The organism is Bradyrhizobium sp. HKCCYLRH2060, assembly GCF_051168135.1.
In the GTDB taxonomy this organism is placed as follows: domain Bacteria; phylum Pseudomonadota; class Alphaproteobacteria; order Rhizobiales; family Xanthobacteraceae; genus Bradyrhizobium.
Genome location: NZ_JBNPUK010000013.1, coordinates 23,887 through 38,629, shown reverse-complemented (window position 1 = coordinate 38,629; position 14,743 = coordinate 23,887). Strand labels below are relative to the sequence as shown.

The following is a 14,743-nucleotide window of genomic DNA, read 5'->3' as shown; positions in this document are numbered from 1 at the left end:
GAGCAAGCATCAGGACCCCCACCCATGAGCATTCGCGTCGGCATCGTCGGTATCTCCGGTTTTGGCGGCGGCGAGGCGATGCGCCTGGTCGCGGGGCATCCGGCGTTCGAGCTGGTCTACGCCGCGGGCGAGGGCAGCGCCGGCCAGCTTCTGGCGGAGCGCTTCCCCGGCGTGCCCGCAAAGCTCGCCGATCTCGTGATCGAGAAGTGGGACCCCGCGCGCCTGCCGCCGCTCGACGTGCTCATGGCCTCGCTCCCCACCGGCGCCTCGCGCGAGGCGCTGGCGCGCGTGCCGGGCCACGTGAAGATCGTCGACATCGGCGGCGACCACCGCTACGCCGACGGCTGGACCTACGGCCTCGCCGACGTCTGGCCGAGCGAGGTCGCGGGCCAGACCCGCATCGCCAATCCCGGCTGCTTCCCGGCTGCGGCGCTGACCCCGCTGGCGCCGCTGCTGGCCGAGAAGCTGATCTCGCCCGAGAACATCGTGATCGACGCCAAGACCGGCATCTCCGGCGCCGGCCGCGGCGGCGACAGCAAATTCGGCTACGCCGAGAGCAACGAGAACCTGATCCCCTACGGCCTGCTCAAGCACGTCCACATGCCCGAGATCGAGAGCAGCATCGCGCGCCTCAGCGGCGGCAGCGCCACAGGCCTCGTGTTCACGCCGCATCTGGTGCCGATGACCCGCGGCATCCTCGCCACCATCTACGCCCGCGGCCGCGCCACCACGGCGCAGTGCCTCGACGCCGCCCGCCGCTTCTATCGTGACAGCGCCTTCGTCCGCGTCACCGACACGCCGCCGCAGACCAAATGGGCCACCGGCTCCAACCTCGCCTTCGTCAGCTACGCCGCCGACCCCGACCGCAATCTGGTGATGGCGCTCGGCGTCGTCGACAATCTCGGCAAGGGCGCCGCCGGGCAGGCGGTGCAGAATGCGAATTTGATGTGCGGGCTGCCGGAGACGGCGGGACTGGAGGGGGCGCCGGTTTGGCCGTGAAGTCGAGGGCGACGAGGGTTGCAATCGAAACAGAGGTTAATTCAATTGCGAGGCTGACGATGGACGGGAGCAGGGAGCAAGATGAAAGCTATTCACATAATCTGCCGTCGTGAAGGCATCTCGCTGCGCAATCTAACTCACTCAAAGATCGAAAAAGACGTCTACACCTCTAAGTGTTGGGCGCTTCACAAGCGCGACGACCCACAAGAACTCGTCGGCGGCCGGATATATCTCCACCCGGCAAATAAGAATTCTCCCTCTGAAGTCGGCGGACTCGTTATCGCGGTGGAACCCTGCAGTAGAGAAGACGCGGCTACGGAAGGTGGATTTTCCTTTACCTTTCTGCTTCGAGCGGAGGGAAGAGGGCAGCACTGGCGCGGAGCCCACCACGGAATGGCGTGGACGGGCGGCATCGTTGAAGCCAGTTTGCCGCACGAAATTGCCGTATCCGCAAAATCGCCAGGGAATGCATCGCCCGGATGATCAAGGTCCTCGCATGCCAACAACCATGACGTTGCCCGTGATTTCGGTCAAGGTTGCGGAAGTTGAGTGCGCTGCCATTGTGAATCTAGACGCCGGCGGCGAGATTGGATCTAGAATGATGTCGAGGGTCCGCAGGATGCATTGAGCCTCGCGAAGCAGCGTTGGCAGCTGAGTAGAGTGATGGTCGGTGAAGCTCCCTCCCCTTTGCGCGAGACCGGATGAATCCCTTGTACACGATAGTACAACTGATGGCGGTGATTGAAGGTTTGTCGGCCCGAACGCCACTCTCCGATGGACTGCCGCGGCCGAATGGTCAGGTCAGCTTCCGTAAACAGTGGCTTGCGTGGTTGAGCGAGTATCTTACGCCCGGCTACTATGACCGAAAGAGTGCTGTTGATGACGCGCAATGGGCCTACAACCATCTCAGTAACGGCAGGATGATCGTGTGGCTCAACGAGGCTGCCGGTGAGGACTCGCGTATCATCCATGCGGCGATCGTCGCGATGGAAGATCGCGGGCTGCCGCAGACCGAAGCAAGGTATGCGCGGCGCATCCTTCGTTGGGAGAGGGCTGCAGGTCTGCTCTTTCAGCCGAAGGCTTGATAGGTAAGGATCAGTGATGACACTGCATGCTGTTGGTTCGATCTGCCTGACGCTTTGACTCGGCCCGCTAGCAAATTAAAGATGAAAGCCTCGATACCTATGTTTGCGCAAGGCGCACCAAAGGATACGCACATGGGTCTATGCACTCCTCGTGCCGAACTAGACATTTTCCAAGATCTCGCGGAGCTTTGCATCCGGCCTGGTTTCGTTCATGCGCTCGCCTGGATGTCCCTAAGAGATAACTATGTAGCATTCGAGAACGAGCTGGACGGTAATGCTCTAGCATCTTCCTATGCTCCTGGGCGGACGGTTCGAACTGAGTTTTCGACGTTGCTAGGGCTATTGATTCGTCAACCGATTGATACGAGCGAGCCTGGTGCCTTGGAGGTCCAGGCCTTGTTCGACCGCACGGCCGAGCTTCTGGCCGAACTCCACAAAAGGCTCGGACAACCGATGTGGGAGGCGGTCATCAATTCGGCAAAGACCCGCAGGGAAGGCCCATCTTCTTCTCCTTTTACGCGTGCCGATGTTCTTAGAGAACCTATATTCTATGGCGGCGATTCCGCTTACAGCTTTCAATATCGCGAGATGGCGATCGACCGCTACGCTGCAGATGAAGCGTGGTTGCTTGCGCACAAACGCTTTGCCATGAAGGATGCGCAATTCGTTGCTAAAGGTATTTCGGACTTACAAAGTAAAAAGATCCGTGGTGCGCTGTCAGGATTAGATCCGAATAGCCCGTCGTTCACGGCGTTGCTATCCGCTTTTATGTTTACAGCGGAGGAGATAGCTTCTCAGGTCGATCTGCCAGCCGATACGGTCAGGGCGGTGCTTGCCGCCCTTAGTGTCTATGCTCCGGCTAATGCTGATTTCACGTCGCTTAGTGCGTTCAATTTGGCTGCAGCATGTCCAATTATCGCCCAGCCGGAGGGAGCTTATATCGCATTGAACGTCTATGCGATTCTGGAGTCGCTCTACGACTCTCCGTTCTATTGGATGGTTGCAGATAAAGCCTACCGCGCGAAGGCGTCTGCCCATCGTGGATCCTTTACCGAGCGTTTCGTCGCAAAGCGGCTTCGAGCATCTTTCGGCTCAGACAACGTCCACTGTAATGTGAATATCGATGGACGACGCGATCGGTTGTCTGAAATTGACGTGCTCGTCCTGTTTGGCGACAGAGCTGTCATTGTCCAATGCAAATCCAAGAAGATGACCTTGGAGTCTCGCAAGGGCAACGATCAAGCTTTGCGCGACGACTTTCGAAAGGCAGTGCAGGATGCCTATGACCAGGGCTTGTTATGCGCGAAGTCGCTCGTCAGGTCAGACCTGGAGTTTGTGAATGAGAATAGGACGAGACTGTCAATTCCAGATTTGACAGAGATCTACATCATATGTGCGGTATCCGATCATTACCCCGTTCTTACCGTCCAGGCTCGTAGTTTTCTCAATTATGAGCAGGATAATATTATCCAAGCTCCACTTGTCGCCGACGTCTTTCTGATCGACGTTCTAACCGAGATGCTGGCAAGTCCCCTGCGTTTTTTGAGTTACATCAACCGGCGTACGCGTTATGCCGAGCGTGTCCATGGAACCAATGAGCTCGCAATTTTGGGCTACCATCTTAGCCAGAATCTCTGGTTTGATGATCGTACTAACTTGGCGATGATCGCGGACGAGTGTTCAATGCACTTGGATACTGCCATGACCGTCCGTCGAGAAGGAGTTCCGGGTTCTGCCACGCCCGATGGTGTCCTGACAAAACTAAACGGCACGATTGTTGGCCGGATAGTTGAGAAAATTGAGCACGAGGCCGATCCCGATCTCATAGATCTTGGCTTCCTGCTGCTCGATCTCGATGGAGCGACAATAGATCAATTGGAGCATGGGCTGAAGGATGTAGCTCGCCGTACACGACTCGATGGTCAACGTCATGATTTCACCCTCGTATTCGAAACTGGCAGTAGCGGACTTACAGTTCATTGCAGTAACGCTCCGCCTCGCGACGCGGTTGAGGTCCTCGCTGACCATTGCCGACGTCGCAAGTATTTGCACGAAGCTGGACAATGGTTCGGTTTTGTTATCCGTGAAGCGGATAGTTTGCCGAAGTTTAGTATCGCGTTGCGGTTCCCTTGGAGGCAGGATGCTGAGCTTGATGTTCTGACGCAGGGAATGGCACTTAGAGATGGTCGAGGCCCCAGTAAGCCGATGTCTTCTCGACGCGCGCCGGATGGCACTAAAATCGGTCGAAACGAGCCCTGCTACTGCGGCAGCGGTAGGAAATTCAAGAAGTGCTGCTTAGTATAGCGGTAAGTCGACTGTCGCTGTCATGTTTGGCTGTTCTAGAACAGCTAGAATGGCGGGGCTCAAGTATCGAGAGCGCAACGACAGGACACAAATGAAGTTCAATACAGAGCATACATTGGGTGGCTACGGCCAGTTGGGCGCCTCGCCGCGGCCTCAACAAATTCGCAGCCGCTTCGCGCAGTGATAGGAAGCTCTTCATGCTTCGGTAGCCGCGAACCTTTGTCGTGATGGAGGCGATGATCTCAATGGGGATTTCGGTCTCGGCGAGATCGGAGTTGTCGGGGCTTTCGAGCAGGTCCTGGATGATGCCGGGAAGCTTGGCGGCCAGTTCTTTGAGCGTCGCCGCGCCGGTGGCGAGGCCCAGCACGTCCAGGCTTTCGGCGACCCGATAGCTGGCTTCCCGGTCCCAGGTCGCGCGAACGACGATCGTCGACATCTCGGCGTGTTCCTCTGTTCGATGCATGTTGTGGCGCGCCGCTTGGAAAAATCATCCCCGCAGCGAAGATTGTTGTTGCGCTTTATCCGAAATCATGCTCTACTCTCGGCATCCCGTCCCGCTGAGGGGGCGCTTCGCGATCGTCACGGACGTCGGGTGCGGGATGCGGTGGGCGCATGGGGACGCAGCGCGGGCTTGCTCGCGCGGACGAACGATCCCGGTGCGACGAGGAAGTCGCGTGGTTCTGGCATCCCGGTGCTGATGCCAAGTGGGCGATGACGTGTCGTCCGCGACGGGGGCAACAAGCCGATCCCCGGGGAGATCGCGTATAATTCGTAACACCATCGCGCAGGGAAGGCCGGGTGATCTCGGCTGAGCCTGTGGTTCTGCCGCGTGCTTTTTGTTGCACGCGGACCATGGGCGCCGGCCGGCGCCCGGTCTTCCCTGCGCCCTCTGTTCGAGGAGGGTGAGATGTCGGGCATCACTCGGGCGCGGATGGCGTCGCGGGAGCGATGGGGCGCGTCTTGCTGATGATTTCTCCGCGGAGTGTTTGATGCTGCGTGGCGGGATGTTCGCCACAGGCGTCATTGCGAGCGCAGCGACCTGTCCGCCGAAGCCCATCGGGCGAAGGCGGTCGCTGCGCTCGCAATGACCGAGTTTGAGGCAGGCGCCTGCGCCACACATTCGGCCGCCGCACCCGTAACTCCCCGGGAACCCGCCCCGGTAACACTCCCGTGTGAACCGCCTGCGCAGGCGGGAAAGTCTTGGCACGGCGCGTGCCTCATGGATGCCTTTGTGATAGGGTGAACATCCGGGCAACCTGGAGAAATCGTTGAGCGGCCTCAGCAACGAGCCGGCCCCGCCGGCAAGCAGCACTCCCGACGGCCTTGCGCGGCTCAAGCTGACGCAGGCGCTCAAGCGGGCGCAATACGCCATCGCCTGGGAGCGCGGCTGGCCGCATCTGGCGCGGCTGTTGATGGTCGTCGGCCTGTTCCTGATCGTGTCCTGGGCCGGGCTGTGGCTCGGCCTGCCGTTCGCGGCGCGCATGATCGGCGTGTCGCTGTTTCTGCTGCTTTTGCTCGGCGCCGCTGTGCCGATGCTCAGATATCGCTGGCCGAGCCGCGAGGAGGGGCTGTCGCGGCTCGATCGCGGCTCCGGCATCGCGCATCGCCCGGCCACGGCGCTGACCGACACGCTCACCACCAAGGATCCGATCGCGCAGGCGCTGTGGCAGGCGCAGCGCGAGCGCACGCTCGCTTCCGTCAAGCGCATCCGCGCCGGCACGCCGCGGCCGCGGCTGTTGCTGCACGATCCCTGGGCGGTGCGTGCGCTGGTCGTCGTGCTGCTGGTCGCGACCTATTTTGCGGCCGGCGACGAGCGGCCGATGCGCATTGCCTCCGCGTTCGACTGGAACGGCGTGCTGACGCCGGTCACGGTCCGCGTCGATGCCTGGATCAAGCCGCCGCTCTACACCGCGAAGCCGCCGATCATCCTGTCCGCCGCCAACAAGGAAGGCGCGGTGCCGGCGAACGGCCCGATCGTGGTGCCCGCGGGCTCGACCCTGATCATCCGCTCCAGCGGCGGCACTCTCGATGTCATCACCTCAGGCGGTGTCACCGAGGCCGCGGCGAGCGAGGTCGCCGCCGGCGACGCGGCGCCGAAGGGCACCACCGAGAAGCACTACACCATCAAGGCCGACGGCACCGTGCACGTGCGCGCGCCGTCGGGCCAGCCGCAATGGGTGTTTTCGGCGACGCCGGACAAGCCGCCGGTCATCAGCATGGCCAAGGACCCGGAGCGCCAGGCGCGCGGCTCGCTGAAACTGTCCTACAAGATCGAGGACGACTACGGCGTCACCGAAGCCCGCGCCAAGGTCGCCGCGCGTGCCGCCGAGGCCAAGCCGGACGCCAAGACGACTGATACGCCGGCCGCGCGGCCGCTGTTCCAGCCGCCGGAGTTTCCGCTGGTGCTGCCGAACGCGCGCACCCGCAACGGTGTCGGCCAGACCGTGAAGGATCTCAGCGAAGACCCCTATGCCGGCGCCGACGTCACGCTCACCTTGACCGCCAAGGACGAGGCCGGCAACGAGGGCACCAGCGAGCCGTTCGAGACCAGGCTGCCGGAGCGGCTGTTCACCAAGCCGCTCGCGCGGGCGCTGATCGAGCAGCGGCGCCTGCTGGCGCTCGACGGCAACCGCAATGGCGAGGTGTTCACCGCGCTCGACGCGCTGGCGATCGCGCCGGAGCTGTTCTCGCCGGAGCTCGGCCAGTATCTCGGCCTGCGCGCGGTGACGCGCCAGCTCGAGGCTGCGCGCACCGACGATGCGCTGCGCGAGGTGGTGGCGAGCCTGTGGGCGCTCGCCGTCACCATCGAGGACGGCAACATCAGCGACGTCGACAAGGCGCTGCGCGCGGCGCAGGACGCGCTGAAGCAGGCGCTGGAGCGTGGCGCCAGCGACGAGGAGATCAAGAAGCTCGCCGAGGATCTGCGCCGGGCGATGGACAACTACATGCGCCAGCTCGCCGAGCAGCTGCGCAACAACCCGCAGATGGCGCAGCGGCCGCTCGACCAGAACACCAAGGTGCTGCGCCAGCAGGACCTGCAGAACATGATCGACCGCATGGAGCGGCTGTCGCGCCAGGGCGACAAGGAGGGCGCGCGCGAGCTGCTCGAGCAGCTTCAGCAGATGCTGGAGAATTTGCAGATGGCGCAGCCCAACCAGGGCGGCGACAACGACATGGAGCAGGCGCTCAACGAGCTCGGCGACATGATCCGCAAGCAGCAGCAGCTCCGCGACAAGACCTTCAAACAGGGCCAGGACTCGCGGCGCAACCGCAACAAGCAGCAGGGCGACCAGGACCAGAGCATGGGCGACCTGCAGCAGGACCAGCAGGCGCTGCGCGACCGGCTGAAGCAGTTGCAGGAGCAGCTCGCCAAGCGCGGCATGGGCCAGCAGGGCGAAAAGGGACAGAAGGGTCAGAAAGGCCAGAAGGGGCAGCCGGGCCAGCAAGGCGAGCCCGGTGATCAAGGCGACCAGGGCGATTCCGGCGACGGGCTCGACGATGCCGACAGCGCGATGGGCGATGCCGGCAGCCAGCTCGGCGACAACAATGCCGACGGCGCGGTGGAGTCGCAGGGCAAGGCGCTCGATGCGCTGAAGAAGGGCGCGCAGAGCTTGGCCGACGCGATGCAGCAGGGCGACGGCGACCAGCAGGGCGACGGCCCGGGCCAGCGCGCCGGCCGCCAGCAGGGCGCGCAGCAGACCGATCCGCTCGGACGTCCGATGCATCCCGGCCGCGACATCGACGATTTCTCGCAGAAGATTCCCGGCGAGATCGACGTGCAGCGCGTCCGCCGCATCCTTGAGGAGCTGCGCCGCCGGCTCGGCGATCAGTCGCGGCCGCAGCTCGAGCTCGACTACATCGAGCGGCTGCTGAAGGACTATTAGTTCGCGCGCGGCGCGGATGTCAGTAGCGCTTCTCGGACAGGATGCGCGCCGCGTGCTGCAGCCTGTCGACGGAGCGCTCGGTGTCGGTCAGCGCGCAGCAGCTGACCAGCGTGTCGATGATCGCGAGCTGCGCGACGCGGCTGCTCATCGCCTCCGGGCGGTAGCGCGTCTCGTTGGCGACGGTGTAGAGCAGCACCTCGCAATGCGCCGCCAGCGGCGACTTGCCGAGCCGGGTGATGCCGATGGTCCGCGCGCCCGCCGCCTGCGCCAGCCGCGTCGCCAGCACGGTCTCGACCGTGCTGCCCGAATGCGACACGGTGACGGTCGCGACCTCGGGCCCGGTCATCCCCGCGCTGACCGCCTGGACATGGGAGTCGACGATCGCATTGGCCGCCAGCCCGAGCTGCAGCAGCCGATACGACAGGTCCTGCGCGATCGGCGCCGAGCTGCCGATGCCGTAGATCTCGACCCGCCGCGCCTCGCGCAGCAGCCTCGCCGCCTGCGCCAGCGCGTCCATCGACAACAGCCGCCGCGTCTCCTGCAGCGAGGCGGCATGCGCGGCGAAGATGTGGTCCGTGACCGTCGCCGGATCGTCGCCGCGATGCAGGTCTTCCTGGATCAGCCTGACAGGCTCGATCAGGTCCCGCGCCAGCATGATCTTGAGCTCCTGGAAGCCCCGCACCCCGACCCGCCGGCAGAACGACACGATCGTGCCCTCGCTGACGCCGCAGGCCTCCGCCACCTCGGTGATCGACATGTGGATGAACGGCTCCGGCCGGGCGATCACCAGCTCCGCGATCTGCCGAGCCTTGGGTGGCAGCTCGTTCTGCAGCTCGCGCACGCGGGCCAGGATGCCGTTCACGCCCGGTCCAGAACGAAAGGTCGATTCCGTCACGCTGCGCCCCGATACTGAGGAAATCTCATTCAGACTCATTTCGTAAATAAAAATTTCACAGCGCTGTCAAGCCGCGCTGGTACGCCAGGGACGTTCGCAGGAGCTGGCCGGGCTCGCCCCGCCAATCCTGACGATGGTCTTCAGGATTTCAAAAGGTCGTATCAGCATGACAACACGTCGCGATTTCTTGGCAGGCGCCACGGCGGCGGCTGCCTTCGCCAGCATCCGCCAGGCGCTCGCCATTCCGGCACGGCGCCGGACCGGCACCATTCAGGACGTCAAGCACATCGTCATCCTGATGCAGGAGAACCGCTCGTTCGACCATTACTTCGGCACGCTGCGCGGCGTGCGCGGCTTCGGCGACCGCTTCCCGATCCCGCTCGAGAGCGGCAAGCCGGTCTGGTTCCAGTCCGACGGCAGCCGCGAGATCCCGCCCTATCACCGCGACTCCACGACCTCCAACGCGCTGGTCGGCTATGGCACGCCGCACTCCTTCGGCGACAGCCAGGCGGCGTGGAATCAGGGCAAGATGGGCTATTGGGCGAAGTACAAGACGCCCTATGCGATGGGCTATTTCGGCCGCGACGACATCCCGTTCCAGTTCGCCCTCGCCGAAGCGTTCACGATCTGCGACGCCTACCACGCTTCCATCACCACCGGCACCGATCCGAACCGCATCGTGTTCTGGTCGGGCTCCAACTTCAACCCGGCGCTGCGCGCGCAGGGCATCAACTCCACCACCAACGATTCCGAGCCCAACAACCTGCGCTGCTGGCCGAACCCGCACAATTGGGTCGCCGGTCAGCCGCAGCCGCAGGCCAACTACAAATACGTCGGCAGCGACTTCGCCTGGGATACGCTGCCCGATCTGCTCAACAAGGCCGGTGTGAGCTGGCACATCTATCAGGACATGAACGACAACTGGACCGGCGCAATGCACGGCTGTCTGGCGTTCTCCAGCTTCCGTCACGCCCAGCCGGACGATCCGAACTACGTGCACGGCCTGACCGGCGGTCCGGACTATCTCGACCGGCTGAAGGCCGACGTCATGGCCGGCACCCTGCCGCAGGTGTCGTGGATCCTGCCGACGCAGGCCAATTCCGAGCATCCCGGCGGCGGCAGCCCGACCCGTGCCGGGAATTTTACCGACCAGGTGCTGGAAGCGCTGACGGCCAATCCCGACGTCTGGAGCCAGACCGTCTTCTTCCTGACCTTCGACGAGAATGACGGCTTCTTCGATCATCTGCCGGCCCCCGCGGTGCCGTCCTACGACATCAACGGCAAGCTGATGGGCAAGGCGACCCTGCCGCTCGACGGCGAGTATTTCTCCAACACCGTCGGCAACGTGCTGACCGCGACCGACACGGTCAGCGGCAACATCCGCCCCTGGGGCCTTTCCGCGCGGGTGCCGATGTATGTGGTGTCGCCGTGGAGCAAGGGCGGCTGGGTCAACTCGCAGGTGTTCGACCACACCTCGGTCGGCCGCTTCCTGGAGAAGCGCTTCGGCATCAAGGTCGAGGCGATCAGCCCGTGGCACCGCGCCGTCTCCGGCGATCTCACCTCGGCGTTCGATTTCGCCAGCCCCAACGATCCGCGCTTCCCGGAGCTGCCCGACCAGAGCAACTGGCAGGCGTCGGACGCGCATCAGAAGACCTTGCCGGCGCCGGTTGCGCCCGCGACGCCGCAGCCGCTGTTCCAGGAGAGCGGCGCGCGCTATTCGCGCCCGCTGCCCTACATCCTGCACGCCACCGCGAAGGTCGACGCCGCCGCGGGCAAGGTGAAGCTCTTGTTCGCCAACACCGGCTTTGCCGGCGCCGTGTTCCACGTCTACGACAAGCAGCGTCTCGATCTCATTCCGCGCCGCTACACCGTCGAGGCCGGCAAGATGATCGACGACGAATGGAGCGTCGGCAGCGATGGCCTGTATGATCTCTGGGTGCTCGGCCCGAACGGCTTCCACCGTCACTTCAAGGGTGACCTCGACAAGGTCAGGCCGTCGAATGCCGCCAACCCCGAGATCTTCGTCGGTTACAACGTCTTCGAGGGCGGCCTGCACATGCAGCTGCGCAATGACGGCCATGCCCGCGTGAGCTTCACGGTGAAGTCGAACGAGATCTACGGGCCGTTGCAGGCCGTCACCGCCTCGGTCTCGGCCGCGCTGGAGCCGCAATGTCCTGGCTTCGGTCCGCTGCCCGGCTTCCATCCGGTGGGCTTCGGCGCGGTGCCCGGCTTCCGCTCGGCGCCCGACTTCGATGCTCCGGGCTTCGGCTTTGGCGCGCCGACGTTCTTCCCGGGGCCGAGCCATGGCGGTCCGTCGACCTCGTGGACCGTCAAGGTGTCGGCACCCGGACGCCACGGCGAGCTGTACTGGCACCTGCGCAAGTCCGGCCTGTGGTACGACTTCGTCGTCACCAGCGACACCGACGACAGCTTCTATCGCCGCGTCGCTGGCCACGTCGAGACCGGCCGTCCCTCGTTCAGCGATCCCGGCATGGCGCTGGCCGATCGCTTCTGATCGATGGATCTCATCTGAGTTCGGGGAGGGCGCCCATGGGCGCCCTTTCGCTTTGCGTCAGCCGCTGCCGAGGTCGTGGATCACGGGCGACAGGCTGGCTGAGGAGATATCCAGCGTCGCCAGCGTGATCGGCAGCCTGAAGCGGCGCGGCCCTGCGCTGCCCGGATTCAGGTAGAGCACGCCGTCGCGTGTCTCGACGCCCGCGCGATGCGAATGGCCGGACACGATGATGTCGATACACGCCGTTGCAGGATCGATCGCGAGATCGTGGACGTCATGCACGACATGGACGGCACGTGTGCCGAGCCTGATGGTCTCGGTCGCAGGATAGGCATTCGCCCAGTCTGCCGTGTCGATGTTGCCGCGGATCGCAGTCACCGGCGCGATCGAGCGAAGCTGCTCGACGATGTCGGGGCGGCCGATATCGCCGGCGTGGATGATGTGGTCGACGCCGGCCAGACGTCGCACGGCCTCCGGTCGTAGCAGCCCATGAGTGTCGGAGATGATTCCAACCTTGAGCATCGTTTCCCGCCGGGGTGATGGGCATCGCCTCAGGCGATCGTGAGAATCTCCAGCTCTTGTCCGGTCACCTCGACGACGTCGCCGACCGATTTGCCCATCAGCAGCCGCGCCACCGGTGAGACGTAGGAGATCATGCCGCGCTTCGGATCGGCCTCGTCCTCGCCGACGATAGTGTAGGTCTGCACGCGGCCGTCGCCGCGCTTGAACGTCACGGTGCTGCCGAACGCGATCTGATCGGTTGAGGCCGGTGCCGGCATCACCTGCGCGGTCCGCACACGCGCTGCAAAGTAGCGTGCGTCGCGCAGCGGCAGCGCCGACTCCCGCCGCCGTTCATTCACGTCCTCGATTTTCTGCGCCGCTTCATAGGCCGTCTGCGCCTGAAGCAGCTGCGCCTCCAGCGCCTTGAGGCCGGCGTTGGTGACGAGGTTCGGATGCGGCGAGACCGGCCGGTCGGGCAGCTGCGTCTCGGCCGCCGTCTCGGCGCTCTCTTCCTTGGTGAATGCGACGCTCACGCGGGACTCCTGAAAAAGGCCGCGAGATATCGCGGCCCTCAGGAGAGATCATGCCGGCTGTGCGGATTTCAAGCCGTGCGCATACGGCGTGCGAGCGCGCTTGACAGATGCGGCTGGGCGCGTTCTAATATTCGAACTATAGTTCGCAATCCGAACCATAGCAAGACAAGATGCGGGTCGTCAAGGCCCGGCGCCAAGCAGGAAACGCGGAGCTCCCCCGTGGACGAGGACAGCAAGGCTGGCAAAAGCGTCGTGCAGTCGCTGGCCAAGGGTTTTCAGGTGCTGAACGCCTTCACGAGCGACGCGCCCGAATTGGTGCTCGCCGACGTCGCGCGCCGCGCCACGCTCGACAAGGGCACCACCTTCCGCTTGCTCAACACCCTCGTGATGCTCGGCTATGTCGAGAAGGTCGGCGACACCAGGCGCTTCCGCCTGACGTTGAAATGCCTCGACCTCGGCTTCAACGCGATCGCTCGCTCGGAGTTGCGCGACCAGGCCCGCCCGATCCTGCGCAGCCTGGTCGGCGAGATGAACGAGGCCGCCTCGCTCGCGGTGCTCGACGGCAGCGACATCGTCTATGTCGAGCGCATCCAGGCGGGCCTCGTCCGGCTCGGCGTCGACGTCCGGATCGGCAGCCGCGCGCCGGTCTATTCCACCGCTGTCGGCCAGGCGATCCTGTCGCTGCTGCCGGTGCAGACGCAGATCGAGGTGCTCGAAGCGCAGCCGCGCATCAAGCGCACCGAAACCACGATCACGGATCTCGACGCGCTGCTGCAGCGCCTGCGCCAGGTGAAGGCCGCCGGCTACGCGCTCTCGAATCAGGAGAATGCACCGGGACTGTGCGTGCTCGCCGCACCGGTCGTCGATCGCGACGGCGTGCCGCTCGCAGCGATCAGCGTCGCCGCCCCGACCATGCGCGTGTCAGCCGATGAGTTCGAGCGCACCGGCGTCGCGCCGCTGCTGCGCGCCGCGGCGCAATTGTCGCGCGCGCTCGAAGCCATGGGCGGCGCCACCGCCACCGTTTCCAGCCGATGACACCAGAACTCATCAGGAGCCTGACATGAACGTCATGACCAACTTCAAGGGGATCATCCCGGCGATCGCCGTCCCCTTCAACGCCGATCACTCGATCGACGAGGCCGAGCTGACGCGCTATGCGGCGTGGCTCGGCAGGCGCCGCGGCATTGTCGGCATCATGACCAACGGCCACACCGGCGAGGTGTTCAGCCTCACCGCAAGAGAGCGCGCGGAGGTGACGCGCATCGTCGCCAGGGCGCTGACCGGCATCTGCCCGACGATCTCCTCCGTCGTCTGCGAAGGCATCAAGGACGGCATCGAGCATGCGCTGATGGCCAAGGAGGCCGGCGCCACCGCGCTCGACATCATGCCGCCGCATCACTGGCTGCGCTTCGGCTTCAAGCGCGAGCACTGCCTGGACTATTTCAACGCCATCGGCGATGCGACCAGGCTGCCGCTGATCGTGCACGTCTATCCGGCCTGGACCCGCGCCTCGTTCTCCTCCGAGCTGCTCGCCGAGCTCGCCCGGCTCGACCACGTCCAGGCGTTCAAGATCGGCACCCGCGAGATGAACAAATATGCCCGCGACCTCAAGGCAATCCGCGCGGCGGCCCCGGACAAGGCGCTCTTGACCTGCCACGACGAATACCTGCTGGCGTCGATGGTGCAGGGCGTCGACGGCGCGTTGGTCGGCTTCGCGTCGCTGATTCCGGATCTCATCTACGATCTGTTCGCTGCGGTGACGGCCGGTGATCTCAAGCTGGCGATGAAGTTGCAGGCCATGATCGATCCGTTGAAGGACGCGGTGTATGGCGGCGGCGAGCCGACCGGAGAGGCGCATGGCCGCATGAAGGCGGCGATGCAGGTCGCCGGCGTGATCCGCGATGCCACCGTGCGGCCGCCGACGCATGCGCCGAGCGCCGAGGAGATGGCCGCGATCCGCGCCGCAGTGGCCGCGGCCGGGCTGACGGTGCAGGCTGCAGCCTGAGCTTACGAGAGGCGACGGCCGG

Annotated in this window: 12 protein-coding genes; 8 read left to right on the top strand and 4 right to left on the bottom strand. The window is 64.3% G+C overall.

Annotated features, from left to right (window positions below; translation table 11 throughout):
* Positions 1-24: 24 nt before the first annotated feature.
* From argC to ACQR10_RS23720, 4 genes are all read left to right on the top strand, one after another.
* Positions 25-999, top strand: a complete 975-nt coding sequence (gene argC / locus ACQR10_RS23735) for an N-acetyl-gamma-glutamyl-phosphate reductase (RefSeq protein WP_316218843.1) — start codon at positions 25-27, stop codon at positions 997-999.
* Between the two features lie 81 nt (positions 1,000-1,080).
* Entirely contained in the window at positions 1,081-1,482 is a 402-nt protein-coding gene (locus ACQR10_RS23730) for a hypothetical protein (protein ID WP_316218844.1), read from the top strand.
* A 248-nt stretch (positions 1,483-1,730) separates the two neighbouring features.
* Entirely contained in the window at positions 1,731-2,084 is a 354-nt protein-coding gene (locus ACQR10_RS23725) for a hypothetical protein (RefSeq protein ID WP_316218845.1), read from the top strand.
* Between the two features lie 81 nt (positions 2,085-2,165).
* The gene (locus ACQR10_RS23720) at positions 2,166-4,388 is read left to right on the top strand and encodes an SEC-C metal-binding domain-containing protein (protein ID WP_316218846.1); all 2,223 of its coding nucleotides are present in this window, start codon (positions 2,166-2,168) and stop codon (positions 4,386-4,388) included.
* Here ACQR10_RS23720 and ACQR10_RS23715 read toward each other — a convergent pair.
* On the bottom strand, positions 4,366-4,824 hold the full coding sequence (locus ACQR10_RS23715; RefSeq protein ID WP_316218847.1) for a DUF1902 domain-containing protein: 459 nt from the start codon (positions 4,822-4,824) through the stop codon (positions 4,366-4,368). The two genes, ACQR10_RS23720 and ACQR10_RS23715, sit on opposite strands and share 23 nt — an antisense overlap.
* 832 nt (positions 4,825-5,656) lie before the next feature.
* Between ACQR10_RS23715 and ACQR10_RS23710 the strand changes: the two genes are divergently transcribed.
* A complete protein-coding gene (locus tag ACQR10_RS23710; protein ID WP_316218848.1) occupies positions 5,657-8,272 on the top strand; it encodes a TIGR02302 family protein in 2,616 nt (871 codons plus the stop codon).
* A gap of 19 nt (positions 8,273-8,291) precedes the next feature.
* Here the strand turns inward: ACQR10_RS23710 and ACQR10_RS23705 are convergent, their stop codons facing one another.
* On the bottom strand, positions 8,292-9,134 hold the full coding sequence (locus ACQR10_RS23705) for a MurR/RpiR family transcriptional regulator (protein ID WP_316218849.1): 843 nt from the start codon (positions 9,132-9,134) through the stop codon (positions 8,292-8,294).
* Between the two features lie 199 nt (positions 9,135-9,333).
* Here ACQR10_RS23705 and ACQR10_RS23700 point away from each other — a divergent pair, with 199 nt between their 5' ends.
* Positions 9,334-11,682: a phosphocholine-specific phospholipase C gene (locus ACQR10_RS23700; RefSeq protein WP_315805695.1), complete on the top strand. Its 2,349-nt coding sequence runs from the start codon at positions 9,334-9,336 to the stop codon at positions 11,680-11,682.
* 57 nt (positions 11,683-11,739) lie between these two features.
* On the opposite strand, the gene ACQR10_RS23695 is transcribed toward ACQR10_RS23700, so the two are convergent.
* Entirely contained in the window at positions 11,740-12,204 is a 465-nt protein-coding gene (locus tag ACQR10_RS23695; RefSeq protein ID WP_316218851.1) for a metallophosphoesterase family protein, read from the bottom strand.
* Positions 12,205-12,233: 29 nt separating this feature from the next.
* Positions 12,234-12,716 carry a transcription elongation factor GreA gene (gene greA / locus ACQR10_RS23690; protein WP_316218852.1) on the bottom strand — a complete coding sequence of 161 codons (483 nt, stop codon included), beginning with the start codon at positions 12,714-12,716 and terminating at the stop codon, positions 12,234-12,236.
* Positions 12,717-12,935: 219 nt separating this feature from the next.
* Between greA and ACQR10_RS23685 the strand changes: the two genes are divergently transcribed.
* Together ACQR10_RS23685 and ACQR10_RS23680 are read left to right on the top strand one after the other, a co-directional pair.
* A complete protein-coding gene (locus tag ACQR10_RS23685) occupies positions 12,936-13,751 on the top strand; it encodes an IclR family transcriptional regulator (RefSeq protein WP_315805698.1) in 816 nt (271 codons plus the stop codon).
* A gap of 25 nt (positions 13,752-13,776) precedes the next feature.
* Positions 13,777-14,721, top strand: coding sequence for a dihydrodipicolinate synthase family protein (locus ACQR10_RS23680; protein ID WP_315805699.1), 945 nt, complete (start codon positions 13,777-13,779; stop codon positions 14,719-14,721).
* The last annotated feature ends 22 nt before the right edge of the window (positions 14,722-14,743 follow it).

Excerpts from the sequence above, each read along its gene's own strand:
- ACQR10_RS23720 (WP_316218846.1), top strand. The coding sequence starts at position 2,166 with ATGAAAGCCTCGATACCTATGTTTGCGCAAGGCGCACCAAAGGATACG.
- ACQR10_RS23715 (WP_316218847.1), bottom strand. The coding sequence starts at position 4,824 with ATGTCGACGATCGTCGTTCGCGCGACCTGGGACCGGGAAGCCAGCTAT.
- ACQR10_RS23730 (WP_316218844.1), top strand. The coding sequence starts at position 1,081 with ATGAAAGCTATTCACATAATCTGCCGTCGTGAAGGCATCTCGCTGCGC.
- ACQR10_RS23680 (WP_315805699.1), top strand. The coding sequence starts at position 13,777 with ATGAACGTCATGACCAACTTCAAGGGGATCATCCCGGCGATCGCCGTC.
- ACQR10_RS23695 (WP_316218851.1), bottom strand. The coding sequence starts at position 12,204 with ATGCTCAAGGTTGGAATCATCTCCGACACTCATGGGCTGCTACGACCG.
- argC (WP_316218843.1), top strand. The coding sequence starts at position 25 with ATGAGCATTCGCGTCGGCATCGTCGGTATCTCCGGTTTTGGCGGCGGC.
- ACQR10_RS23700 (WP_315805695.1), top strand. The coding sequence starts at position 9,334 with ATGACAACACGTCGCGATTTCTTGGCAGGCGCCACGGCGGCGGCTGCC.
- ACQR10_RS23725 (WP_316218845.1), top strand. The coding sequence starts at position 1,731 with ATGGCGGTGATTGAAGGTTTGTCGGCCCGAACGCCACTCTCCGATGGA.